The following is a 23415-nucleotide window of genomic DNA, read 5'->3' on the forward strand; positions in this document are numbered from 1 at the left end:
CGCCGGCTCAGAACAGCCCGATCACCCGCTCGAAGGAGTCCCCCAGGGCGCCGATAAAGGTCACTGCGGCCAGGAGCAGCGCGTTCCAGATCAGGGCCAGGATGATGATGCTGGCCGCTGCGGCGACCGCGCCCACCAGCCCCGCCACCCCGTCCCGCTCCAGCAGGCCGAAGCCGAAGGCGGCGATGGCGAAGGAGGGCAGCATGTTGCCGAACGGGATCGGCAGGAAGACGATCACCGCCAGCGTCACGCAGACCGCCCCGATCAGCCGGTCGGCGACCCGGCCATAGAGGAAGCGCCAGCGCGGGCGCAGGTGACGCTCCAGGCGCTGGAGGTGGGGGGCGAGCCGCACCGCCATGGTCTGGAATTCCGCCCGCCGCATGGACCGGTTCATCAGCGCCTTGGGCAGCCACAGGGTCGGGCGGCCGATCATCAGCTGGAAGGCGATGAAGATCAGCGGCGCGCCGAGGATGGCCGACACCCCCGGCGGCATGGGAAGGGCCAGGGGCGCTGCGAAGACTGCCAGCAGGGCGCCGAACGCCCGGTCGCCAAAGGCGTCGAGCACGTGCGCCACCGTCACCTTCGCCTCCTTGCGGGCGGCGAGCCCGGCGAGAATGTCGGAAAAGCGGTGGACGGCGTCGACCACGGTCGGTCCTGCAGGCTGGGGTTGAGGTGTGGCGTTCAAATGGACGCCCTGGCGGGAAATTGCACCCCCTCTGCGGGAGGCGATGGTCGAAAAGCGGTGATTTGTGGCCCTGGGTCCACGGGGGCCGGAAGCCCCAGGGGATCAGCTGGCGGCGTGCTGTCCGAAGACGACGCCCACAAGCACGGCGGCATAGTGGACGCCGGCGCCGCCCACCACATGTCCGTGCCAGATGGCCCGGCGGAAGGGCAGCCTGCGCATCATGTAGAAGATGACGCCCACGCTGTAGACCACCCCGCCGATGGCCAGCAGCAGCAGGGACGAGCGCGGAAGCGCGGCCATGAGCGGCCCCAGGGCCACCACCACCGCCCAGCCGAGCGCCAGATAGATGACCACCCAGAGTTTGCGGTCCAGGCCGCTCAGGAACAGCTTGCCCGCGACGCCAAGCGCCGCCACGCCCCAGATCGCGGCGGTCATGGCGATGGCCCAGGCCCCGCTGAGGCCGGCCACGGTGAACGGGGTGTAGGATCCAGCGATCATGATGAAGATGCCGGCGTGGTCGAGGCGCCGCAGCAGCGGCCGGTGGCGGGCCGGTGCGAAATTATAGGCTGTGGAACAGCCGAGCATCAGCAGCAGGCCTACGGAATAGACCACCACGGCCGTGGTCAGAACCGGCGACCCCCGCCAGATCGACAGGCCGACCAGCACGCCGCCGCCGATCAGGGCCGCGGTCAGGCCGATGATATGCACGCACAGATCGGCGCACTTGGCCGATGGGGTCGGATAGTGGCGCGGGGGCTTGGGCGTCTGGCTGGTCACGATACTCTTCCTTCAACCCCGCTTGTACGCCCCTGCGCCCCTGGCCGGCTACCGCCCGGGAGCCTTAGCGAACGGGTTTGTCGCCATTGCGGCCCTGGCGCCTCACTGGACGCCCGCGACCGCCAGAATGGCCAGCAGACCGACCGTCATGCCGCGGACGCTCTCCACCGGTTCGACGTCGATCCATTCGTCCAGGGCGTGCGCCCGCCCGCCGGTCCCGCCGGAGCCCATGGTGATGGCCGGGACGCCGAGGCTCATGGGCACGTTGGAATCTGTCGAGGACGCCGACAGTTTCGGCTCGAAGCCCTGCAGTTCGATGGCGGCCACGACGCTGCGCACCAGCAGGCTGTCCGGATCGGTCCCGCCGGCCGGGCGATCGCCGATGACCAGGGGCTCGACGGTGATCTCGCCCTCGGCCACCGAACGCGCCGCATTCTCCGCCGCCACCGCCTCGTCGAAGATCGCCAGCAGCTGGGCTTCCAGCCGCGCCAGTTCCTCGGGGCTCTCCGAGCGCATGTCGTACTCGGTATAGACCTCGGCCGGGATGGAGTTCACCGAGACGCCGCCGCCGGTGACGCTGGCCGAATAGGTGGTGCGCGGGGTCTGCGGGACCTCGATCTGATAGAGCGCCGCCGTCGCCAGGGCCATGGCGGTCATGGGGTTGACCAGGCCAAACGCGCCATAGGAGTGACCGCCCGGCCCCCGGAAAAAGGCCCGATAGCGCTTGGAGCCCACCGCCCCTGTCACCACCCGCGAGGGGTCGGAGCCGTCGAAGGAGAAGAAGGCGCTGACCCGGTCCTTATAGGGCCCTTCGGTGAACAGGTGGCGCACCCCGCGCAGGTCGCCGGGACCTTCCTCGCCCACGGTCCCGACGAAGAGAATGTCCTTCTCCGTCACGATATTGGCCGCGTCCAAGGCGCGGATATAGGCCAGGATGACCGCCAGGGAGCGGGTGTCATCGCCGACGCCTGGCGCCATCAGCCGCGTGCCTTCCCGACGGACCTTCACATCGGTGTCGGCGGGAAACACCGTATCCAGGTGGGCGGAGACCACCACCACCGGACCGCCAGCCGGCCCCGAACCCCGCCGCAGGCCCATGACGTTGCCTTCGGTATCCGTGGTCGTTTCGGTGAGGCCATGGGCCTCCAGCATGGCCAGATAGGCCTTGCCCCGTTCGGCCTCCTGGAAGGGCGGCGCGGGGATCTCGGTCAGCGTGATGATATCGGCCACCGTCCTGTCGAAATCCCTGGCCAGCTGGGCCTTGGCCGCATTGAATTCCGCCGTGCCGGCGATGGCGCCAACGGGCGTTTCCTGGGCCCGGGCCCCGCCGCCCAGGGTCAGGAGACAGGCGACGGACACACCGGCGAGGACGGGGGCGAGACGGTCTCGAAGGGGCATCCGAAGGCTTTCAAACAGGGGCGTGTGGCTGTGACTCAGGCGCCATGATGCGCTGATCGCTTCCTCTGCGCACAGGTGTTTCGCCGTGCGGGTCCTCGAAGGCTCGCCGATGCGTCGCCTCTGGTCAAATCCGCGCGGCGGAGTCTAGGTTCGCGACTTCGCGCGTCGGGCGCCTGTCTAGGGGGACATTCATGCCGGAAGAGACCAGCGCCATTCAGGCCTTCTACGACCAGGTGACCAACGTCAGCGACTTCATCTGGGGAGGGACCTGGAACGGGGCCACGGTCATTCCTTTCCCGCCCATGGTCATCGCCCTGCTCGGCGTCGGTCTTTGGATGATGATCGGCCTGCGCTTCTATCCGATCCTCAATCTCGGCTCGGCCTTTGTGGGCCTGTTCAAGAGCGAGAAGCAGGCGGACGCCGAGGGCGACGGCAAAAAGGGCGAGATCTCGCCCTTCGCCGCGCTGTCCACCGCCCTGTCGGGCCAGGTGGGCACCGGCAATCTGGCCGGCGTGGCCACGGCCATCACGCTGGGCGGTCCAGGCGCCCTGTTCTGGATGTGGGTCACCGCCCTGATCGGCATGGCCCTGGCCTTCGCCGAGGGCTCCCTGGCCATCCGCTTCCGCGAGCAGGGGGCCGACGGCGCCTATCGCGGCGGCCCCATGACCTATATCCGCCGCGGCCTAGGCAAGAAGTGGGGCTGGCTGGCGGTGCTGTTCTGCGTCGGCACCCTGTTCTCCTCGGTCACCACCGGCAACATGATCCAGGCCAATTCCGTGGCCGACTCGATCCACGGCCTGACCGGGGCGCCGGAATGGCTGGCCGGCCTCATCGTCGCCGGCGCCGTGTTCGCCGTCATCATCGGCGGCATCAAGTCGATCGGCGCCATCGCCGAGAAGATCGTGCCCGCCATGGCGCTCGCCTATCTCACCATGGCGGTCATCGCCTTGATCATGAACCTCGAGGATCTGCCCGGCGCCTTCGCCACCGTCTTTGAGAGCGCCTTCACCGGCCACGCGGCCATGGGGGGCTTCCTGGGGGCTGGCATGATCGTGGCCATCCGGGCCGGCGTGGCCCGGGGCCTGTTCTCCAACGAGGCTGGCCAGGGCTCCACCGCCATCGCCCACGCCGTCGCCCAGACCGACGATCCTGAGCGCCAGGGCCGCTTCGCCATGATGGGCACCTTCATCGACACCATCATCATCTGCACCGCCACCGGTCTCGTCCTGCTGACCGTCCAGGGCGCCTTCCCGGTGACGGGCGCGGATGGGGTCACGACCATGCAGGAACATGTCTGGTCCTCAGACCTCAACGGCTTCGCCATGACCGAGGCGGCCTATGCGGCGGCCTTCCCACTGCAGATCATGGGGTTCTCGATCGGCGCCCTCATCGCCTCTGTGGCCCTGATCCTGTTCGTGTTCACGACCCTGATCACCTGGAGCTATTACGGCGAGCGCGCCGTCACCCATCTGTTTGGGCAAAAGCTGGCCATCCCCTTCCGCCTGGTGTGGGTGCTGATGATCTTCGTCGGGTCGTTCCAGGAGATCACCTTCGTCTGGCGTATGGGAGACATCGCCAACGCCAGCATGGCCCTGCCCAACCTGGTGGCCCTGGCCCTGTTGTCCGGCGTGGTCTTCAAGCTGGCCCGCGGGGACAAGACGGCCGGCAAGGACCACGACTGACGGGGGTTTTGCGGGGCTGATCGCGCCTTTTCGGGTTTTCCTGGCCGGCCACGCGCCATAGCGTGGCCGGTAACACAGGTAACAGTCCCGAAAGAGGAGTCCGCCTTGCAGACCCGTCGCCAGATGCTCTTCACCGCCGCCGGCGCCCTGGCCCTGGCCGGGGGCCTCGGTCGCGCCCAAACCGCCTTCGCCCAGAACGCCCTCAGCCAGACCGCCGCCGACGTCCGGCTCGACGCCCTGTTGGAGTCCTTCTACGAGGAGGCCCTCAACGATGTGCCCGAACTGGTCACCCGCCTGGGCCTGGACTCCGGACCCCGGGCGGCCGCCAAGAGCCAGCTCAGCCCGGCCTCGACGGCGGAGCTCGCCGCCGACCGCGCCAAGACCGCCGAACAACTGGCCCGCCTGAAGGCCATTCCCCGGGGCGACCTGACGGGCATGGACGCCGTCAACTACGACGCGGTGCTGTTTGGCCTGGAGACCACCGACGCGGCCAACCGCCGCTTCGTCTACGGCGACGAGGGCGCCGGCCAGCCCTATGTGATCTCCCAGCTCACCGGCGCCTATCAGGGCGTGCCGGACTTCCTGGGCTCCCAGCACGTCATCGAGACCAAGGCCGACGCCGACGCCTATCTCGCCCGCCTGGAGGCCTTCGCCACGGTGATGGACCAGGAGATCGAGCGGGTGCGCCGCGACGTGGATCTCGGCGTCATCCCGCCGGACTTCGTGATCGAACGCACCCTGACACAGATGAGCGGCCTGCGCGCCGAGCCGGGCCAGTCGCCCCTGGTCACCTCGGTGGCGGAGCGAGCGGCGGAAAAGGGCATCGGCGGCGACTATGGCGCCCAGGCCCAGGCCATCTATGCCGACAAGGTGCTGCCGGCTTTGGAGCGCCAGATCGCCGTGATGGGCGAGCTGGCCCCCCGGGCCGTCCATGACGCCGGGGTCTGGCGCCTGCCCGACGGCGAAGCCTACTACGAGCACGCCCTGCGCGCCTCGACCACCACCACCCTGACCGCCGAGGAGGTCCACCAGATGGGCCTGGAGCAGGCGCGTCAGCTGTCGGCGCGGGCCGATGTCATTCTCAAGGCCGAGGGCTACACCCAGGGGGCAGTGGGCGAGCGGATCGCGGCCCTGTTCAAGGACCCCAGATATCACTTCCCCAACACCGACGCCGGCAAGGAAGAGCTGATCGAGTCCCTCAATGTCATGACCGAGGCCATGTACAAGCGGCTGCCGGAATATTTCGGGACCCTGCCCAAGGCGCCGGTCGAGGTCCGTCGGGTGCCCAAGTTCATCGAGGCCGGCGCGCCCGGCGGCTATTACAACCAGCCCACCCTGGACGGCTCACGGCCGGGCATCTTCTGGATCAATCTGCGGGACTCCGCCGAGAACCCCACCTGGACCCTGCCGACCCTGACCTATCACGAGGCGGCGCCGGGCCATCACATGCAGCTGGCCCTGCAGCAGGAGGCCGACCTGCCAATGATCCGGCGGGCCACCTTCCTGTCGGCCTATGGCGAGGGCTGGGCGCTCTATGCCGAGGAGCTGGCCAAGGAGATGGGGGTCTATGAGGATAACCCGCTGGGCGAGGTCGGCTATCTGCAGGCCGCCCTCTTCCGCGCCGCGCGCCTGGTGGTCGACACCGGCATGCACGCCAAGCGCTGGAGCCGCGAAAAGGCCATCGAGACCATGTCGTCCATCGACGGCTCGCCGACCTCGTCTTCGACCACCGAGATTGAGCGTTACTGCGTCTGGCCGGGACAGGCCTGCAGCTACATGGTTGGCAAGCTCACCTGGTTGCGCCTGCGGGAAAAGGCCAGGACCCAGTTGGGCGACCGGTTCAATCTCAGCGACTTTCACGATGCGGGCCTGCTGTCGGGCGCCATGCCGCTGACCGTGCTCGAGGCGGTGATCGACAACCACATCGCCGCCCGTCGGGCCTGATCGACCCGATCTACCGCTTCAGGCTCTAGCCCCAGCTCTCCACGGCCCCCCGGCGTTGCGCCGGGGCGGCGGATGGCGGCTGGGCCGGGAAGGGGGCCGGCTCCCGGGCCGCCGCGCCGTAGAGCCAGCCCTGGGCCATCTGGACGCCGGCCTTGCGGACCACGTCCTCGACCAACTGGGTCTCCACCATCTCGGCCAGGGTGGCGATCTTCATCTCGCCGCACATCCGCACGAGCTGGCCAATGAAGGCCGCGCCCCGGCTGTCGTGCTCCAGCTCGCGGATGAAGGCCCCGTCGATCTTCACCACATCCACATGCAGGCGCTGCAGATAGGCCAGGGAGCTCGCCCCGGCGCCGAAGTCGTCGAGGCAGATTTCGCAGCCCAGGGCGCGCAGGGTCTGGAGCCTGCGGTCGGCGGCGTCGAGATCGGCCACCGCGGCGCTTTCGGTGAGTTCGAACATCAGCCGTCCCCGGAGCTGGGGATAGGCCTTCACCCGGCTCGCGACCTGGCTGACAAAGGCGTCCTTGCTGACCGAGCGGCCGGACAGGTTCACCGCCAGGACCAGGCCGGGGGTCCGGGCGAGCTTGTCCAGGGCCTTGTCCACCACGGCGGCGTCCAGGGCGCAGACCAGGTCCATCTCCTCGGCCATGCGGATCATCGGGAAGGGCGCGCCCTGGTCGCCGAAGCGGATCAGGGCTTCGTGGTGATGCAGCCGCGGCGGCCCGTCCAGGCTGACCACCGGCTGGTAGAAGAGGGCGAAGTCCTTGGCCTCCACCCGCCGCCCCAGGGCGCTGACGCGGGTCAGGGTCTGGGTCACCGACAGCTGGAAGGCTTCCCCGAGGGTGGAGGGCGGCGACCAATGGCGACCGTCGCGGAGAAACAGGTCCACCGCATAGCGAATGGCCTTCAGCATCTGGCCGGCGGGCATGTCGGCCCCGGCCCCCAGGGCCTGGATGACTGGGCGCACGTCCTGGTCCGACCTCAGGGCCAACAGCCGGTGAACCCTGCGGGACAGGTCCTGGGTGCTTTCGCCCTCCTCGCGCAGCAGGGCGAAGCGGTCCTCGCCCAGTTGGGCGGCCGACGCGCCGGCATAGGACTCCGCCCGCATCACCGCCGCCAGCCGGGCCCGCATGTCCGAGGCCTCTTGTTCGCCGGCGCCCTTGGCCTCGGCCTCGAAGCCGGCCAGTTCGATCATGGCCAGCTCGATCTCGAGGCCCCGCTCGCGGGCATGGGCCAGGAGGGCCGTGGCGGCGCTTTCGAAGGACGCCCGATCATGGAGGCCGTGCGGCCCCGGCCCCCGGGGGATGCTGGCGCGGGACAGGACACAGGACACCGCGCCGTCGTTCTCCGGCAGGCGGAAGGCCGAGAGGCTCGCCGCGCGCTCGGTCTCACCGTCCTGGGCGTGCAGGCGCACGACGACGGGGCCGGCGCGGCGGCCGACCTCCAGACCATCCAGAAGAACCGAAATGAGCTGACGGTCCTCGGCGGCGACGAAGTCCGCCAGGCGGGCGCCCTTGAGGTTGCGATCGGCGGATCCGGCCAGCGCCTCGCCGGCGCCCAGGGCGATCGAAATGTCGCCGGCAGCCGTCACCTCGATGAGAAGGTCGGCCGAGGCGAAGGCGAAGCCCAGCAGGCTCTTGGCATTCATGGGCACGGGGGCGCTCCGGATCAGGCGGCATTCTGTACGGTTGCGCTTAATGTCGCGTAATGGCGCTCCTCGAAGTCTTGCGGCAAGTTGGCGCAGTCGAAGACCCGCCGTCATCCAACCGACGCCGAGACGAGATAGGCCCCGCCCATGATCACCGCCCTTATGCTCGCCGCCGCCGTTTCCTTCCCCGCCGCCCTGGCCTTGCCCGCCGACTGCGACCTGGAAGCGCCGCACGGGCGCGACGGCTGCACGCGGGCGGCGGTGGACGCCCTGCCAATGAACGCCATCCAGGCGGTGGGCACGCACAACTCCTACAAGCTGGCGATTCCTGCGGCGGAGATGGCGCTTCTCAGCGCCATGGCGCCCGACATGGCGCGCACCCTGGACTACGCCCATGCGCCCTTGACCGAGCAGCTTGAGGCCGGCGCCCGGCAACTGGAGATCGACGTCCTCAACGATCCGGATCCGGGTCGCTATGCTGACCCGCTGGCCCGGCGGCTTGTCCCCGCCGCGGAGCCCTATGATCTGGAGCCCCTGCGGCGGCCGGGCCTGAAGGTGCTGCATGTCCAGGACGTGGACTATCGCAGCTCCTGTCCCCTGTTTGTCGAGTGCCTGGCGCAGGTGGCCGCCTGGTCCCGGGCCAATCCCGACCACGCGCCGCTGCTGATCCTGATGAACCTCAAGGAGGGCGCCGCCCTGCCGGCGGCTGGAGCGGTGACGCCGGCGCCCTTTGATGCGGCGGCCATGGACCTGATCGACGCCGAAATCCGCAGCGTCTTTCCCGCGGAGGCCCTGATCACGCCGGACCTGGTGCGGGGCGAGGCCGCAACCCTGCGCGCCGCCGTGGCGGCCGGCGGCTGGCCAAGCCTGGGTGAGGCCCGCGGCAGGGTGATGTTCGCGCTCGATGCGCCGCGCGCGCAGGTCGATCTCTATCGCGGCCCACGGCCCTCGCTGGAAGGCCTGGTCCTGTTCGTCAACATCGAAGAGGATGAGGACGCCTCGGCCTATATCACCCTCAATTCGCCGGCCGAGCAGGCGGAGCGGATCGCTGCGGCCGTGGCGGCCGGCCTGATCGTCCGCACCCGCGCCGACGCTGACACGGTGGAGGCGCGGGCGAACGATCCCGCCCGGCGCGACGCGGCCTTCGCCTCCGGCGCTCAGTACATCTCCACCGACTATATGACGCCGGACCTGCGGTTCAGCGACTTCCAGGTCGTCCTGCCCCATGACGCGGCGGCCCGCCTCAATCCGCGTCAGGGCCTGATCGAGAGCTCAGACGAGACTGTTCAGGCCGGCGGGCGTTCGGAGTAGCGGGGAAGCGCGTCGTCCAGCGGCCACCAGTCGGCGTGGGACTCGGCGAAGATGTGGAAGCCCAGGCGGGCGCCGGTGGGCGCATCCAAGGTCCCGGCCCGCAGCCGGACCACGCCCGGCTTGGCGGTCGCCTGACTCAGCAGCGGCGAACCGCAGCGCCTGCAGAAGACGCGCAGCTTGCCGGGCGAGGATTCGAACCGGGTCAGAAGGTCTTCACCGGAGACGAAGCGCAGCCTGGCCTCATCGACCGGAATATTGGCGGCGAACGCAGACCCCTGGGCTTTGCGGCACAGGCTGCAGTGGCAGAGCTGGATGTCTTCCAGCGGGCCGCTCACCTCGTAGCGGACGCCGCCGCAGAGGCAGCCGCCCTGGTGGATGGTTTGCGATGTCTCGCTCATGAGATGAGATCGGCCTCCTGGCGCCATGGCTGAACCCGCACGGCGGCGGGGACGTGCGGCGGCACGGGCTCGGACATCAACCGCTCGATCTCCAGGCGCGCCGCGCGCTCGCCTTCATGCCGCAGCCGCAGGGCGTTGGCACGGGAAATCACCCGGGGCGGGGCTGCGTCTTCCGGCGTCTGGAAGAGGCCGCGGCGGCCCGGCCTATTGGCGCGGGATGTCCAGACCGTCAGGGGAACGGAGAACACCAGGCCCAGGGCCAGGGGACTGGTCCAGGCCAGCAGCATGGGGTCCAGCAGGCCTGCCACCACCACCCAGGCGAGCCCAACGGCGGTGTGCCGGCGATGCCTGCGCCAGGCGTCGGCCAGGGAGATTTGTGGATCATCCCGCGTCTGGGCGTTCCAGCCGGAATCGCGGCCCAGCAGGACATCGACCACCGCCCGGCTCTGCATCAGCATCATCGACGCCGCCATCAGGGACGACAGCACGAGTTCGGCGACGACGCCGGCCAGGAGCCGCGTGGTCCCGCCATAGGCGCGGCGGACGCCGGCCTGGCCGAAGGCCATCGCAGAAGCCATGGCCTTGGGCGCCATCAGCATCGCCATGGTGACGCCGAACAGGACCAGGGCGGCCGATGGTGGTCCTCCCGACTCGTGGCGCTGCTCGGCCCAGACCACGCCGCCCAGGATCAGGAAGCCTAGCCAGAGCGGCGAGGTGGCGTAGGAGAGGATGCCGCGGGCCATGTGCAGGCGGCTGACCCAGTGCAGGCCGCGGGCCGGCAGCACGGCCGAGTGCTGGAGATTGCCCTGGCACCAGCGGCGATCACGCACGGCCATGTCCACCAGCGACGGCGGCGCCTCTTCGTAGGAGCCGTCCAGGTGGGCGGCCATCCGCACCGCCCAGCCGCCGCGGCGAAGCAGGGCCGCCTCGACGAAATCGTGGCTCAGGATGTGACCGCCAAACGGCTTGCCCCCTGGAATGTGCGGCAGGCCCGCGCAGTCGGCGAAGGCCCGGGTGCGGATGATGGCGTTGTGGCCCCAGTAGTTGCCTTCCGCGCCCGACCACCAGGCCTGGCCGCGGGCGACCATGGGGCCATAGAGGCTTCCGGCGAACTGCTGCATCCGCGCAAACAGGGTCGAGCCGTTGATGATGGTGGGCAGGGTCTGGATGAGGCCGGCCTTCGGGTCGCGCTCCAGCTCGGCGGTCAGGCGGACCAGGGTGTCGCCGCTCATCAGGCTGTCGGCGTCCAGGATGACCATGGCCTCATAGGCGCCGCCGCAGGCGGTCACCCATTCGGCGATGTTGCCGGCCTTGCGGTCGCGGTTGAGGGCGCGGCGGCGGTAGAAGAACCGGTCGGGCGCGCCGGTGCGGGCGCGCAGGCGCAGGACCCCGGTGGCTTCGGCCCGGGCGATGTCAGGGTCGCGGGTGTCGGACAGGACGAAGATGTCATAGAGCTCGGCCACGCCACAGGCGACCAGGTCCTCATAGATCGCCTCGAGCCCCGCCAGGACCCGATCGGGGTCTTCGTTGTAGACCGGGGCCAGCAGGGCGGTTCGGGTGAAGATCACGGGGCGGGGCCGCCATGGGGCGCCCGCCGCCCGCCAGGTCAAGACGAGGCCGGCCACGCCGCTCAGGAAGGCGAAGGCGATCCAGGCGAACAGGATGCAGAACAGGATGAGCATGCCGACATCTGCGAAGCCCAGGCCGCCAGGGGCGAGGATATCGGCCATACGCATCCCGGCTGCGCCGGTCATGGCCAGGGTCAGGCCGATCAGCAGAACGCGGCGAAGACCTACGTCGAGCAGCGGCGCCAGCCGGCCAGGACCCTGGTCCAGACGCTGTTCCGGCATGGCCAGGGGCGCGGGTTCCGGAAGCGAACGCAGGGCGGGATAAGGAATGCGTCGCCGCTCGACCGTCGCCTTGGCCTGCGGCGCGGTCTTCAGGCGGGAGGGCCGGAGGCGTCGGCGACGACGGCGGGTCGCCGGCCCCATGGCGCGGCTCAGGCTAGCCATCGACGCACCCAGACTTCGCTGCAGACGCCGCGAGCATTCACCAACCGGACCCGCTGTTCGATCGCCTTCGTCGAACCGGGCCGGAATTCGAAGGTCAGCCGCCAGCCGCCGAGGGCGGGGTTGGGCTTGACCACCACGTGGCGAACAGGAACGTCGCCCAGATCGATCTGGGCCTCGGGCGCGATGTCTGATCCCGTCTCGTCGAAATCGATCAGGACCCGACGCCAGCCGGCGTTCTCAGGATCGGTGTCATGCCAGCTTTCCAGCGCGGACTCCCGCCACTGACGGGCGCGCGCCAGGGGCGGCTGCGGGGTGGGTTCGGCCCCCCAGTGCAGCCGGTACGCCACCTGGTGGGGCTGGCCAGGGCGCAGGGGCGTGGGGGAGCGCCATTCGGCCAGGATATTATCCTCGGTCTCGTCCGGGGTCGGCAACTCCACCAATCGGACCTGGCCAGGGCCCCAGTCTCCCAGGGGCTCCACCCACATGCTGGGGCGCAGGTCATAACGCGCCTCAAGGTCCTGATAGGCGGGGAAGCCGTCAGCCCGTTGAGATAGGCCAAAGCCCTTGGGCCCATCGTCGGCAAAGCCGCTCGCCTGGAGAGATGTCGGGTTGGACAGGGGCCGCCACAGACGCTCGCCCGCCCCGTTGGCCATGGCGAGGCCGTCGGAGTCGTGGACCCGCGACCGATAGTCGTCGAAGCGCCGCGCCGTCTGCGGATCGAACAGGAACATGCTGGTCAGGGGCGCAAAGCCCGCCCGTCGCACCTCGGTGCGCGGGTGCAGTTCGGCCTGGACCTCGGTCAGGGTCGGCGCGCCTGGTGTGATGACGAACCGATAGGCGCCGGCCAGGCTGGGGCTGTCCATCAGGGCGTAGAGGGTCAGGCTCCGGTCCCGGCGGCCCGGACGCACCAGCCAGAAGGCGCTGAACCTCGGGAACTCCTCCTCCGGCTCGCCGGCCCCGATCGCCAGACCGCGGGCCGAGGCGCCATAGACGCCGCCGCGGGCCACGCCCCGAAAATAGCTCGCCCCCAGGAAGGCGGCGGTCTCGTCGAACTTGTCGTTCTGGTTCAAGGGATGGAGCAGCCGCAGACCCGCAAAGCCGAGGGTCGGCTCATTCACGGTGACGAGGTCGCTCAAGGGACCGGCGCCATAGCGGAACATGGCCGGGTCATAGGCTACCGGCCTGGCCACGCCGTCGGCGACCTCGAAGACCTCCACCTTCTCGCGGAAGCCGCCGCCACGATGAAAGAACTGCGCCTGGAAGGGGAGGCGCTGGTCGGCCCAAAGCCCCTGGGTGTCGTGAAAGCCCAGCTGCCGATAGGTGTCGTAGGTCAGGGCCGTGAGCGGCGCAGGCAGGGTCGTGTCGGGGCGCGCGTAGGGCCTGGCCGCCAAGTCTCGGGCCAGGACTTTGACATCATCAAAACCGAAGGTCTTTGGCGCGGCCGCAGTTAGCATCAGACCTGCGCCAGCCACCATGAGGTCGCGGCGGTTCAGGCCGCCGAAGGGGGTGTTGGGTGTTCCGGGACTCACGCCGGGGCTGGCTCCCTTGCCGTTGTTGACCGCGCCTTACTCAAGCAGGGCTTTGGCTAAACAAAGGCGCGAGGCAAAGCTAGGCTCCCATGCCGCGATCCTAAATTGGGTGGCGAGCGTTGATTTCGGGGTGATGGCGCGGCGGGAGGCGCCGCTTGCGTGCGCCTTAGGCGCGGCGCCCGAAGTCGAACGCTCCGCCGAGCCTGGCCACCAGCCGTTCGCCGGTCCAGACCTCGACGGCATGTTCCTCCGTCTGCAGACGCGCCGCCTGGGCCAAGGCCGCCAGATCATTAGGGTAATCGTCTTCAACCGTGCGGGAGATATCTTCCGCCGCCGTCACGATATAGAGTCTGTAGTGCTGCATATCACCCACTCGCAAAAGGAAAGCGGGAGCGCCTAAGTCTCCCAGTCGCCGACGCTTGGGTGGAGACTGTCCGGCGATGTCTACAACCTAGGCCAGAACAGGGCTTTTTGCCAATCAACTATCAGGTGAAGCTTATCGGCGACCTGCGGCGCCTGGCCTCGCTCCGCGTCTCGCAAAAGGGTTCGGCAATCGCTAAATAGGCGCCATGAGCGTGAACACCCTGTCCCCGCCGAACGCCTCCGCCGCCGACGCCGCGGTCGAGGCCGCGCGCGCCGCGGTCGGCCTTCCAGCCGGCGCGCGGGTGGTGGCGGCCATGTCCGGCGGCGTGGATTCCACGGTGACCGCGGCCCTGCTCGCCCGCGCCGGCTATGACGTCATCGGCGTCACCCTGCAGCTCTATGACCATGGCCAGGCTCTGGCCAAGAAGGGCGCCTGTTGCGCCGGCCAGGACATCCACGATGCGCGCACCGCGGCCGAGGCCATCGGCATCCCGCACTATGTCCTCGACTACGAAAGCCGCTTTCGCCAGGAGGTGATCGAGGACTTCGCCGACGCCTATCTGCGGGGCGAGACGCCGATCCCCTGCGTGCGCTGCAACCAGACGGTCAAGTTCCGCGACCTGCTGGACGTGGCCCGCGATCTGGGCGCCCAGGCCCTGGCCACCGGCCACTATGTGCGCCGCGCCTCAGGCGGCAACCGGCCCCACCTGCAGCGGGCGATCGATGCGACCCGCGACCAGAGCTATTTCCTGTTCGCCACCACGGCCGAGCAACTGGACTTCCTGCGCTTCCCCCTGGGCGGCCTGCCCAAGAGCGAGGTGCGGCGGGTGGCGACTGAGCTCGGCCTGGCCATCGCCGACAAGCCCGACAGCCAGGACATCTGCTTCGTGCCCGAGGGGCGCTACACCACCGTCATCGACCGCCTGCGCCCGCAGGGCGCTGAGCCGGGCGACATCGTGCACCTGGATGGCCGCGTGCTGGGCCGGCACGAGGGCGTGACCCGCTACACCCTCGGCCAGCGCCGGGGGCTGAACGTCGCCGTGGGCGACCCCCTGTTCGTGGTGAAGATCGACGCAGCCGCCCGTCAGGTGATCGTCGGCCCGCGGGAGGCGCTGCTGACCGCGGCCCTCCGGCTCAAGGAAACCAACTGGCTGGGGGAATCCGCCAGCTTCGAGACCGCCTGTGACGAGGGCCGGCCGGTGCTGGCCCGTGTCCGGTCCACCCGCGAGCCGGTCCCTGGCCGCATGGCCTGGGTCGATGGCGAGCCCGGGGTCGAGTTCGACGGCGCCGAAGAGGGCGTCGCGCCGGGCCAGGCCTGCGTGCTCTATGCGCCGGAAGATCCCGATCGGGTGCTCGGCGGCGGCTTCATCGCCGGCACGCGGGCGGTTGTCCCGGCGCAGGCGCCGCCGGCTGGAGCCTGACGCCCGCCCGGCCTATATCTGGGTCCATGACCCAAGCCTCCGATCCCGTCGTCATCGCCGCCTTCGCCCGCACCCCCATGGGGAGCTTCCAGGGCGCCCTGTCATCCCTCAAGGCCACCGAGCTGGGCGCCGCGGCGGTTCGAGCCGCCGTCGCGCGGGCCGGCGTCTCGCCTGAGGCGGTGGAGCAGATCTTCATGGGCTGCGTCCTGCCGGCCGGTCTTGGCCAGGCGCCGGCGCGGCAGGCGGCCCTGGGCGCAGGCCTGCCGCGGTCAGTGCAGGCCACCACCGTCAACAAGATGTGCGGCTCTGGCATGCAGGCCGCCATCATGGCGCACGACGCCCTGATGGCCGGCTCGGCCGAGATCATCGTCGCCGGCGGCATGGAGAGCATGTCCAACGCCCCCTATCTGCTGGCCAAGCATCGGTCGGGGGCCCGGATCGGGCACGATACGGCCTTCGACCACATGTATCTCGACGGCCTGGAAGACGCTTATGAGCCCGGGCGGCTGATGGGATCGTTCGCCGAGGAGACCGCGCGGGCCTACCAGTTCACCCGCGAGGCCATGGACGCCTTTGCGATTCTGAGCCTCTCCCGGGCGCGGACGGCCACGGAGACCGGCGCCTTCGAGGGCGAGATCGTTTCGGTGGAGGTCGCCACCCGCAAGGGCGCCGAAACCGTCTCCGCCGACGAGCAGCCCCTGAAGGCCGATCCGGCCAAGATCCCGACGCTGAAGCCGGCCTTCGCCAAGGACGGAGCCATCACCGCGGCCAACGCCAGCTCGATCAGCGACGGGGCCGCGGCCCTGGTCCTGACCCGGGCCTCGGTCGCCGAGAAACTCGGCCTGCCGGTGGTGGCGCGCATCGTGGCCCACGCCGCCCACGCCCATGAGCCTGGCCAATTCACCACCGCCCCGGTCCCGGCCATGCGCAAGGCCCTGGCCAAGGCCGGCTGGACCGTGGACGAGGTCGATCTGTTCGAGGTGAATGAGGCCTTCGCCGTGGTGGCCATGATCGCCGAGCGCGAGCTGGCCATCCCTCGGGAGAAGCTGAACGTCAATGGCGGCGCCTGTGCGCTTGGCCATCCAATCGGCGCGTCGGGCGCGCGGATCCTGGCCACCCTGATCGCCGCGCTTCAGACGCGCGGTGGTCGTCGCGGCCTCGCCAGCCTGTGCATCGGCGGCGGCGCGGCCACGGCGGTGGCGGTGGAACTCGTCTAGAGACCTCAGCCCGGGGAGATCATCTTCTCCGGGCGGACCACCTCGTCGAACTCTTCATTGGTCACATAACCGCCGCCCACGGCCTCGTCGCGCAGGGTGGTGCCGTTCTTGTGCGCGGTCTTGGCGATCTTGGCGGCGTTGTCGTAGCCGATCTTCGGCGCGAGCGCGGTGACCAGCATCAGGGAGCGCTCGAGGGCGGCCTTGATGTTGTCCTCGCGGGCCTCGATCCCCGCGACGCAGTTGTCGGTGAACGAGATCGCTGCGTCCGACAGCAGCTTGCACGACTGCAGGAAGTTGTAGGCCATGACGGGATTGAACACGTTCAGCTCGAAATGACCCGAGGCGCCGGCGAAGGTCATGGTCGACTGGTTCCCGAACACCTGGGCGCAGACCATGGTCAGGGCCTCGCACTGGGTGGGGTTCACCTTGCCCGGCATGATCGAGGAGCCCGGCTCGTTCTCGGGCAGCGAGAGCTCACCCAGGCCCGAACGCGGCCCCGACCCCAGGAAGCGGATGTCGTTGGCGATCTTGAACAGGGAGCCGGCGACGGTGTTGATCGCCCCGTGGCTGTAGACCATGGCGTCGTGGGCGGCGAGGGCCTCGAACGTGTTGGGGGCGGTGATGAAGGGCAGGCCGGTGATCGCGGCGATCTTCTCGGCCACCTTCTCGGCGAAGCCCACCGGGGCGTTCAGGCCGGTGCCGACCGCCGTGCCGCCCTGGGCCAGTTCGTAAAGCCCATAGAGGCTCTCCTTCAGGCGGCGCACGCCGCTGGAGACCTGGTGGGCATAGCCCGAGAATTCCTGGCCGAGCGTCAGGGGCGTGGCGTCCTGGGTGTGGGTGCGGCCGATCTTGATGATGTGGTTGAAAGCCTCGGTCTTGGCCTTCAGCGCCACGTGCAGGTGCTCCAGGGCGGGCATCAGCTCGCGGGCCACCTGCTCGGCGCAGGCGATGTGCATGGCCGTGGGATAGGTGTCGTTGGACGACTGGCTCATGTTCACGTGGTCGTTGGGATGGACCGGCGACTTGGAGCCCATCACCCCGCCCAGGATCTCGATGGCGCGGTTCGAGATCACCTCATTGGCGTTCATGTTCGACTGGGTGCCCGAGCCGGTCTGCCAGACCACCAGGGGGAAGTGATCGTCGAGCTTGCCGTCGATGACCTCCTGGGCGGCCTGGATGATGGCCGCGCCGATCTTGGGGTCCAGGCGGCCCAGCTCCATATTGGCCTCGGCCGCGGCCCGCTTGACCACGCCCAGCGCGCGGATCATCGGCTGGGGCTGCTTTTCCCAACCGATCTTGAAGTTGCCGATGCTGCGCTGCGACTGGGCGCCCCAGTAGCGGTCGGTGGGCACCTCGATGGGGCCGAAGGTGTCGGATTCGGTGCGGGTCGCGGTCATCGGGGAAGCCTCCAGCAACTGGTGTCGCGTCGGTTTAGCGAGGCCGGGCGAGACTGCAAAGCGTCTGCAGGCTAGAGAGGGGCATGAACGAGGGCTGGACCCATCATGGCAAGGTGCGCGCCCGGGAGGGCGAGGGCGCCATGGACGTGGTCGTCGATGGGCTGACCACCCAGGCCAAATACTACAAGCCCCTGATCTATGAGTTCTTTCGCAAGGCCTGGCGGGGCGGTCGGCCAGCCTGGGGCGAGTATGCGGTCGAGATCACCATGGAATATGTCGGCGACCCGCCCTGGCTCGACCTCGACAACCTGGCCAAGGCGATCCTCGACGCCATCAAGGGCTACGCCTTCCATGACGACGCTCAGGTGGCTCGGCTGCTGGTGGAGCGCCGGGCCGGCGAGCGGGAGCGGATCATCGTCCAGGTGCGGCGGCTCTCCGACGCCTTCGCCGCCAGCACGCCTGCGCCGTCAAGCGGACTTGGCCGGCCGCTCTAGGGCGAGCGTCGCCACCACCGCATAGGCGACCGCCACAAAGGCGCCGTAGCGGCCAAGGCTTTCCGGCGGCAGGCCGGGCATCAGGCTGTCGAACAGGATCATCACCACGGCCGCGCCCGCCAGACCAGGGGCGCTGAAGGCCGTGGCGGCCAGCAGCCAGCGGCCCCGGGGGATCCGCCGGAGCCGGGCGGTCAGATGGAAGAAGAAGGCGAGCGCGGCCGCCGCCAGGGCGGCGTTGAGGGCGTAGAACCAGAAGGCCTGCTCGATCAGGCCGCCGGCGAAGGCCGCGTAGAAGAGGGTCGCCGCCGCCCAGACCACGGCGCCGGCCAGGGCGAACCACAGGCTGTCTTCTTTTGACACTCGGACATCCCCCAACGATGCGATCTCGGGTCTCCCTGCTTATCGCATGCCAGCGTTCTTCGAGTGGTGATCGGGCATGAAAAACGGCCGCGCCTCTTGCGGGGCGCGGCCGTCCATCGCGAACCGACCTGGGGGGAGTTCAGGTTCAGCGATACTGCTGCAGTCGGGTGGTCCGCAGGCCGGCCAGGCCATGACGGTCGATCGACTTCTGCCAGGCCAGGAACTCCTCGGACGTCAGGCCATAGCGGGCCAGCGCGTCCTCCAGGCTGAGCAGCCCGCCGCGAACCGCGGCGACGACCTCGGCCTTGCGGCGGATCACCCAGCGGCCGGTGTCGGAGGGCGGCAGATCGGCCAGGGTCAAGGGCGCGCCCGTCGGGCCGATCACGTAGGGCTCGCCGCGGCTGTTGGTTCGGGTCTGTTGTTGTTGTTGCAACATGGCTTTACGCCCTTCACACCATCATCGTTGAGCCAGACCATAGTCGGGCTGCCATAACAGCTGGTGAATCGCGATAGTGAAAAACCCAGTAACCATTTGATCCCCCCGTGTACTGAAATGATACAGTTAGAGATTTCAGAAGGGATTAACCTTCGCTAAATCTCAGTTACGCCGCAAGTTATCGGCGCATACTGATAAGTTCATCCAGCATCTGGTCGGCCGTTGTAATGATGCGCGAGCAGGCTGAGTAAGCTTTCTGGGTGGTGATCAGGCCTGTAAACTCAGCCGACATGTCGACTGTGGAGTTTTCGAGGGTGGAGGGTGAAATGGCGCCGGCCCCGCCCTGGCCCGGGAGCTTGATCACATACTCACCGCTGTCGATGGTGCCGCGGTAGGCGTTGCCGCTGACCGCCTGCAATCCGTCGGGATTGGTGAAGGTGGCGACGCCGATCTGGGCGATCTTTCGCACCTGGCTGTTGTCGAAGATGGCCGAGACGATGCCGGCCTCGTCGACCTCCACACCCACCACGGTGCCGACCGTGGCGCCGTCGGGGTTCACCAAGCGGACGGTGGAGGCGTTGGCGTACTGGGTCAGCTTGTTCAGGTCGAAGGTGATGTCCTGGGCGCCGACCCCAAGGGCGTCATCCCAGCGGGGCGTATCGGCCGTGCCCGAGGCCGCCAGGCTGATGGTCGGGGCCGCGCCCGCCGCGCCGAACAGGGTCGTATTGGCGAGGTCGATGGTGCCGTCCTGGTTGAACATCACCAGGCCTTCGGCGATCTGGCCCGAGGGGCCGCCCGTCACGTCGCCGGCGGGAATGGCGTAGATTTCCGCGTGCCATTCATTGGGATTGGCCGACGAGCGCAGCAGGCTGATGGACACCTTGTGGGTGCCGCCCATGGTGTCGACGACGTTCATCTCGATGCTGAAGTCCGGCTGGGTGCCGGTCAGCGGGTCGGCGTTCTCCTCCCAGTCGGCCATGGAGCGGGTGGCCGCATCATAGGTGCCTTCGGCCGCCGAGATGGTCTGACGCTTGTCCAGATTGGCGTTGATGACCACGTTGGCCGTGGCCTGAACGGCCGAGCCCAGGTTCTTGACGTTGATCGAGTCCAGCTCGTTCAGGTCAGACGGGTTGTAACTGATCGTCCCGTCCGCGGCGATCGGCCAGCCCTGCAGGAAGAAGCCGGCGTCATTACGCAGGAAGCCGTCAGCGTCGACGCTGAACGAACCCGCCCGGGTGAAGACCCGCTTGTCGGCGTCCGTCAGGCCGGCGCCCTTCTCCGTGACGATGAAGAAGCCGTCGCCAGCGATGGCGAGGTCAGTGGAGGCGTTGGCGCTCTGGATCAGCCCCTGCTGGCTGATGTACTGCCGTGTCAGGCCCTGGACGCCGCCGGCGCTGTAGCGCCCGGTCACCGCCTGGGCGGTCACGATATTGGCGAAGTTCACCTGGTTTCGCTTGTAGGCGACAGTGTTGATGTTGGCGATGTTGTCGGAGATCGCGGCGAGCGCCGAGGAATTGGCGGTCAATCCCGACACGCCGGCGAGCATGGCGCTGTTGATACTCATGGGGGCTTGCCTTCTCTAGGGGTTGTGGGGGGCTTGGACGGACCCTTTCAGGACGGCGCTCAGGCCGCCTGCGCCGGGGTCTCTTCGTCGTCGCTGTCGTTGGTAGGATCTGGGGTGGTATCGGTTTGGGTGGTCTTCTCAGTGGGCAGGCCGATACTGCTGATCGTCTGCCAGAGCGCGCGGCTGCCCCCGATGGTCACATAGGTCTGTCCATCGATTTGCTCGACGGCGCGGACCAACCCCTGGATGAACGTGTTGTGGCCTACGGTGGCGCCGGCGGTGTCGGTGGCGGTGATGCGCAGGGTGTAGGTCCCGCCGTCAGGCAGCTGAGAGCCCAGGATATTCTTGCCGTTCCAGCTGAAGTCGTGCTCGCCGCCCTGGACATTCTCCAGGGCCTGGACGTGGACGATGGAGCCCTTGTCGTCGAGGACCTCGATCTTGACGCTCTGGGCCTCACGGTCGAGGCGATAGACCCACTCAGCCTGGCCCTTGGACAGGTTGGCCGTGTCGGTAGCCGCCCGGACTTCCTTGCCGATCAGGCTGACGGCGTCGGCGACGCCGTCGCCGGCCGAGCCCACCAACTGCTTCAGAAGGTCATTGGTCAGCAATTGCTGCTCGACCCCGGTCATCTGCACGATCTGTTGGGTGAAGTCGCCGGAATCCATCGGCGAGAGTGGGTCCTGGTTCTTCATCTGCGTGGTCAGCAGGATGAGGAAGGTGTCGAAGCTCTCGGCCAGACGCTGGGAGCCCGCATTGGTCCCCGACGTCGCGGTGGTCTGGGTGTTGTTGACGGTGTCGACCATGGGGCTTCTCTAAATCCGAAGGTCTACGCCGGTGGGGGACCGGCGTTGCTGGTAGAGGCGGGCGGCGACTGCGGCGGTTTCGGCCTCGTCGGCGACGCCGAGGGCGTTCTGGAAGGCGCGGCCCTGCCAGGCCTCCCGGTCGGGCGCCTGGTCGGCGAACCGCCCGCCGCCCTGGCCGTCCTGCGGCGACTGGAAGGACAGGCCGCCGGAGATGTCGAAGCCGGCCTGTTCCAGGGCCCGCTGCAGGTCTCCCGCCCGGCCACGCAGTTCGGCCGCCGCCTGTGGATTGTCGAAGGCCATGGCCGCGGTGAGCTTGCCCTGGGCGTCGATATCCACCCGCACGTCCACCCGGCCGAGGCCCTCTGGCGTCAGCTGGATGTCGAAGTGCGTGTTGCGGCCCTGCAGCTTGCGCGACACCTGGGCGGCCAGGTCGGCCACGGTGGCCGAGGTCGCCGCGACGCGGGCGGCCTCGCGCGCTTCAAGATGGGCCGCAGAGGTTTGGGTGGCCGTGGACGTGCTGGGCTGATCGGGGGCGTCAAGATCGGCGCCGGCGTCCGGGGTCTCGAGATCCGCCGGTGCGGCGTCACGCGCCGCAGATTCGGCCACGGAGGCCAGCAGGGCGGGGCCCTCGGGCTTGGAGGCTGCGGCGGCGGGATTGGGCTGCGCCGGTGAGAAGGCGTTGGGCTTGGCCTGTTCGACAGCCACGTTGGGCTTGGCCTCAGCCGTCTTGGCCGCCGCGGGCGGCGCCGACTCGTCGCTCTCGACGGCCGCGGCCTCGACGGAGTCCACAGTCTGGGTCGCCTTGAGGCTGGTGGCGGAGGCTGCGACGGCTGCGGTCATCAGCGGCTGGGCGGCCGTAGTGACCGCGGCCGGGGCGGCGGCCAGGGCGGTTGGGGGCGGCGCAGGCGGCGTGTCTGTCGCAACCGGCGCGGCAGGCGCCGCGGCGACCGATGTGGCCGCCGACCGGCGCTCCGGGGTCTGGGCGGCCAGGTCGCCTGCCGGGACGCTGAGCGCCGGCTTGGGATCGGTGGTCGGGACCGGGGCCGGCGCGGCGTCGGCCGTCTCGGCTGGGACTGGCCCCTCCGGCGTCCCCTTGGCGGCTGGGGCCGGCGTTTCAGCGGTCTCGGCCGGAGGCGCCTCAGGCTCAGCGGCGAGGGCGGCTTCGACCTCAAGGGGTCGCGCGGAAGACGGCGCCCGGGCGGCGACGGCGTCGATGGCGGTCTGCGCGCCGTCTCCTGTCACCACGGGCGGCATGATGGGCGCCGGCGCCTGGGCGGCCGCAGCCAGCAGGGCGGCCTCGGCGGCCATCGCTTCGGCGTCTTCCCCTTCGGGCGTGGCTTCGGCCGGGACCGCATCCACTGGGGCGGGCGGTTGCCCCTTGGCCCCGGGGACGACCGGGGCCTGGCCTTGCGCCTCGGGCGTTTCTCCCAGCAGGGCCGCCAACAGGGCGCCGAAACCAGAAGCGGCCGAAGCGCCCGAAGCGTCAGGCGCAACCTGGCCGCCGGCTCCAGAGACGGCGGGGGGCGGAACGGCGATAAGCGGCAGCGAGAACGACATCAGGGCCAGCAGGCTGGGCGCAGAAGCGTGTGCGCCGGACAGGGGGTGGGATGTGGCGCCTGCTGCGCCGGGGTGTTCGACACAATGCCAGCAACCTTCACGCCAGTTTCCGTGATGACGCTAAGGGGCGGAAAACGCTGATGAAAAAGATTGCGTACCTTTCGGTCGCCATTGCTGGCGCAGGCCGATCTTGCCCAGTCGACCGATCATGGCCCGGACGAGTCTGCCGCCTTTCAAAAGGGTTACCGAGCTTGGGCGCGAAAGCTGGCGCCAGATTTGCGACCCTTCAGATGTCCGTTCCGGGCCCTGAATGGGTCGGTATTGAAAAGGCTAGGGTTTTTCCGGACCCTCGCGTGCGCGTTCACTCTATGCCCGGCAGAATGCGCCGGGCGCCGCAGCGAGGATTGCCGGGTGGAAGG

At 69.0% G+C, this 23415-nt stretch carries 20 protein-coding genes; 6 read left to right on the top strand and 14 right to left on the bottom strand.

Annotated features, from left to right (window positions below; all coding sequences use genetic code 11):
• Positions 1 to 7: 7 nt before the first annotated feature.
• The 3 genes from Q7S93_RS08185 to Q7S93_RS08195 all read right to left on the bottom strand — a co-directional run bounded on the left by Q7S93_RS08185 (position 8) and on the right by Q7S93_RS08195 (position 2860).
• Positions 8 to 646, bottom strand: coding sequence for an exopolysaccharide biosynthesis protein (locus tag Q7S93_RS08185; RefSeq protein WP_304713392.1), 639 nt, complete (start codon positions 644 to 646; stop codon positions 8 to 10).
• Between the two features lie 141 nt (positions 647 to 787).
• Positions 788 to 1462 carry a PAQR family membrane homeostasis protein TrhA gene (gene trhA, locus Q7S93_RS08190; protein ID WP_304713393.1) on the bottom strand — a complete coding sequence of 225 codons (675 nt, stop codon included), beginning with the start codon at positions 1460 to 1462 and terminating at the stop codon, positions 788 to 790.
• 102 nt (positions 1463 to 1564) lie between these two features.
• Complete coding sequence (locus Q7S93_RS08195; RefSeq protein WP_304713394.1) at positions 1565 to 2860, bottom strand: M20/M25/M40 family metallo-hydrolase; 1296 nt, start codon at positions 2858 to 2860, stop codon at positions 1565 to 1567.
• Between the two features lie 191 nt (positions 2861 to 3051).
• On the opposite strand from Q7S93_RS08195, the gene Q7S93_RS08200 reads away from it, so the two are divergent.
• Both Q7S93_RS08200 and Q7S93_RS08205 read left to right on the top strand, forming a co-directional pair.
• A complete protein-coding gene (locus Q7S93_RS08200; protein ID WP_304713395.1) occupies positions 3052 to 4542 on the top strand; it encodes an alanine/glycine:cation symporter family protein in 1491 nt (496 codons plus the stop codon).
• A 105-nt stretch (positions 4543 to 4647) separates the two neighbouring features.
• On the top strand, positions 4648 to 6486 hold the full coding sequence (locus Q7S93_RS08205; RefSeq protein ID WP_304713396.1) for a DUF885 domain-containing protein: 1839 nt from the start codon (positions 4648 to 4650) through the stop codon (positions 6484 to 6486).
• A 25-nt stretch (positions 6487 to 6511) separates the two neighbouring features.
• Here Q7S93_RS08205 and Q7S93_RS08210 read toward each other — a convergent pair whose 3' ends face one another.
• On the bottom strand, positions 6512 to 8134 hold the full coding sequence (locus tag Q7S93_RS08210) for an EAL domain-containing protein (RefSeq protein WP_304713457.1): 1623 nt from the start codon (positions 8132 to 8134) through the stop codon (positions 6512 to 6514).
• Between the two features lie 147 nt (positions 8135 to 8281).
• On the opposite strand from Q7S93_RS08210, the gene Q7S93_RS08215 reads away from it, so the two are divergent.
• Positions 8282 to 9445: a phosphatidylinositol-specific phospholipase C1-like protein gene (locus Q7S93_RS08215; protein WP_304713397.1), complete on the top strand. Its 1164-nt coding sequence runs from the start codon at positions 8282 to 8284 to the stop codon at positions 9443 to 9445.
• Here the strand turns inward: Q7S93_RS08215 and Q7S93_RS08220 are convergent.
• The 4 genes from Q7S93_RS08220 to Q7S93_RS08235 all read right to left on the bottom strand — a co-directional run bounded on the left by Q7S93_RS08220 (position 9421) and on the right by Q7S93_RS08235 (position 13748).
• A complete protein-coding gene (locus Q7S93_RS08220) occupies positions 9421 to 9843 on the bottom strand; it encodes a GFA family protein (RefSeq protein ID WP_304713398.1) in 423 nt (140 codons plus the stop codon). The two genes, Q7S93_RS08215 and Q7S93_RS08220, sit on opposite strands and share 25 nt — an antisense overlap.
• Positions 9840 to 11855, bottom strand: a complete 2016-nt coding sequence (gene mdoH / locus Q7S93_RS08225) for a glucans biosynthesis glucosyltransferase MdoH (RefSeq protein WP_304713399.1) — start codon at positions 11853 to 11855, stop codon at positions 9840 to 9842. The genes Q7S93_RS08220 and mdoH overlap by 4 nt, the downstream gene beginning before the upstream one ends.
• Positions 11843 to 13384: a glucan biosynthesis protein gene (locus Q7S93_RS08230; protein ID WP_304713400.1), complete on the bottom strand. Its 1542-nt coding sequence runs from the start codon at positions 13382 to 13384 to the stop codon at positions 11843 to 11845. Before Q7S93_RS08230 ends, mdoH begins: the two co-directional genes overlap by 13 nt.
• A 166-nt stretch (positions 13385 to 13550) precedes the next feature.
• Positions 13551 to 13748, bottom strand: coding sequence for a hypothetical protein (locus Q7S93_RS08235; RefSeq protein ID WP_304713401.1), 198 nt, complete (start codon positions 13746 to 13748; stop codon positions 13551 to 13553).
• A gap of 205 nt (positions 13749 to 13953) precedes the next feature.
• On the opposite strand from Q7S93_RS08235, the gene mnmA reads away from it, so the two are divergent.
• The gene (gene mnmA, locus Q7S93_RS08240) at positions 13954 to 15168 is read left to right on the top strand and encodes a tRNA 2-thiouridine(34) synthase MnmA (RefSeq protein ID WP_304713402.1); all 1215 of its coding nucleotides are present in this window, start codon (positions 13954 to 13956) and stop codon (positions 15166 to 15168) included.
• A 26-nt stretch (positions 15169 to 15194) separates the two neighbouring features.
• A complete protein-coding gene (locus Q7S93_RS08245; RefSeq protein ID WP_304713403.1) occupies positions 15195 to 16385 on the top strand; it encodes an acetyl-CoA C-acyltransferase in 1191 nt (396 codons plus the stop codon).
• 5 nt (positions 16386 to 16390) lie between these two features.
• Here the strand turns inward: Q7S93_RS08245 and fumC are convergent, their stop codons facing one another.
• Complete coding sequence (gene fumC, locus Q7S93_RS08250; protein WP_304713404.1) at positions 16391 to 17782, bottom strand: class II fumarate hydratase; 1392 nt, start codon at positions 17780 to 17782, stop codon at positions 16391 to 16393.
• Positions 17783 to 17865: 83 nt separating this feature from the next.
• On the opposite strand from fumC, the gene Q7S93_RS08255 reads away from it, so the two are divergent.
• A complete protein-coding gene (locus tag Q7S93_RS08255; protein ID WP_304713405.1) occupies positions 17866 to 18276 on the top strand; it encodes a RusA family crossover junction endodeoxyribonuclease in 411 nt (136 codons plus the stop codon).
• Here the strand turns inward: Q7S93_RS08255 and Q7S93_RS08260 are convergent.
• From Q7S93_RS08260 to Q7S93_RS08280, 5 genes are all read right to left on the bottom strand, one after another.
• Positions 18250 to 18636, bottom strand: a complete 387-nt coding sequence (locus Q7S93_RS08260) for a DUF5367 family protein (RefSeq protein WP_304713406.1) — start codon at positions 18634 to 18636, stop codon at positions 18250 to 18252. The two genes, Q7S93_RS08255 and Q7S93_RS08260, sit on opposite strands and share 27 nt — an antisense overlap.
• A gap of 145 nt (positions 18637 to 18781) precedes the next feature.
• The gene (sciP, locus tag Q7S93_RS08265; protein WP_304713407.1) at positions 18782 to 19072 is read right to left on the bottom strand and encodes a CtrA inhibitor SciP; all 291 of its coding nucleotides are present in this window, start codon (positions 19070 to 19072) and stop codon (positions 18782 to 18784) included.
• Positions 19073 to 19250: 178 nt separating this feature from the next.
• A complete protein-coding gene (locus Q7S93_RS08270) occupies positions 19251 to 20636 on the bottom strand; it encodes a flagellar hook protein FlgE (RefSeq protein WP_304713408.1) in 1386 nt (461 codons plus the stop codon).
• A 59-nt stretch (positions 20637 to 20695) separates the two neighbouring features.
• Positions 20696 to 21439, bottom strand: coding sequence for a flagellar hook assembly protein FlgD (locus Q7S93_RS08275; protein ID WP_304713409.1), 744 nt, complete (start codon positions 21437 to 21439; stop codon positions 20696 to 20698).
• A gap of 9 nt (positions 21440 to 21448) precedes the next feature.
• A complete protein-coding gene (locus Q7S93_RS08280; protein WP_304713410.1) occupies positions 21449 to 22882 on the bottom strand; it encodes a flagellar hook-length control protein FliK in 1434 nt (477 codons plus the stop codon).
• Between the last annotated feature and the right edge of the window lie 533 nt (positions 22883 to 23415).

Origin of the sequence: Phenylobacterium sp. (genome assembly GCF_030646615.1) — a bacterium.
Classification (GTDB): Bacteria; Pseudomonadota; Alphaproteobacteria; order Caulobacterales; family Caulobacteraceae; genus Phenylobacterium.

Coding starts and splice junctions, on each gene's coding strand:
- Q7S93_RS08195 (WP_304713394.1), bottom strand. CDS start 2,860: ATGCCCCTTCGAGACCGTCTCGCCCCCGTCCTCGCCGGTGTGTCCGTC.
- Q7S93_RS08200 (WP_304713395.1), top strand. CDS start 3,052: ATGCCGGAAGAGACCAGCGCCATTCAGGCCTTCTACGACCAGGTGACC.
- Q7S93_RS08210 (WP_304713457.1), bottom strand. CDS start 8,134: ATGAATGCCAAGAGCCTGCTGGGCTTCGCCTTCGCCTCGGCCGACCTT.
- Q7S93_RS08215 (WP_304713397.1), top strand. CDS start 8,282: ATGATCACCGCCCTTATGCTCGCCGCCGCCGTTTCCTTCCCCGCCGCC.
- Q7S93_RS08220 (WP_304713398.1), bottom strand. CDS start 9,843: ATGAGCGAGACATCGCAAACCATCCACCAGGGCGGCTGCCTCTGCGGC.
- mdoH (WP_304713399.1), bottom strand. CDS start 11,855: ATGGCTAGCCTGAGCCGCGCCATGGGGCCGGCGACCCGCCGTCGTCGC.
- Q7S93_RS08235 (WP_304713401.1), bottom strand. CDS start 13,748: ATGCAGCACTACAGACTCTATATCGTGACGGCGGCGGAAGATATCTCC.
- mnmA (WP_304713402.1), top strand. CDS start 13,954: ATGAGCGTGAACACCCTGTCCCCGCCGAACGCCTCCGCCGCCGACGCC.
- Q7S93_RS08245 (WP_304713403.1), top strand. CDS start 15,195: ATGACCCAAGCCTCCGATCCCGTCGTCATCGCCGCCTTCGCCCGCACC.
- fumC (WP_304713404.1), bottom strand. CDS start 17,782: ATGACCGCGACCCGCACCGAATCCGACACCTTCGGCCCCATCGAGGTG.
- Q7S93_RS08255 (WP_304713405.1), top strand. CDS start 17,866: ATGAACGAGGGCTGGACCCATCATGGCAAGGTGCGCGCCCGGGAGGGC.
- sciP (WP_304713407.1), bottom strand. CDS start 19,072: ATGTTGCAACAACAACAACAGACCCGAACCAACAGCCGCGGCGAGCCC.
- Q7S93_RS08270 (WP_304713408.1), bottom strand. CDS start 20,636: ATGAGTATCAACAGCGCCATGCTCGCCGGCGTGTCGGGATTGACCGCC.
- Q7S93_RS08275 (WP_304713409.1), bottom strand. CDS start 21,439: ATGGTCGACACCGTCAACAACACCCAGACCACCGCGACGTCGGGGACC.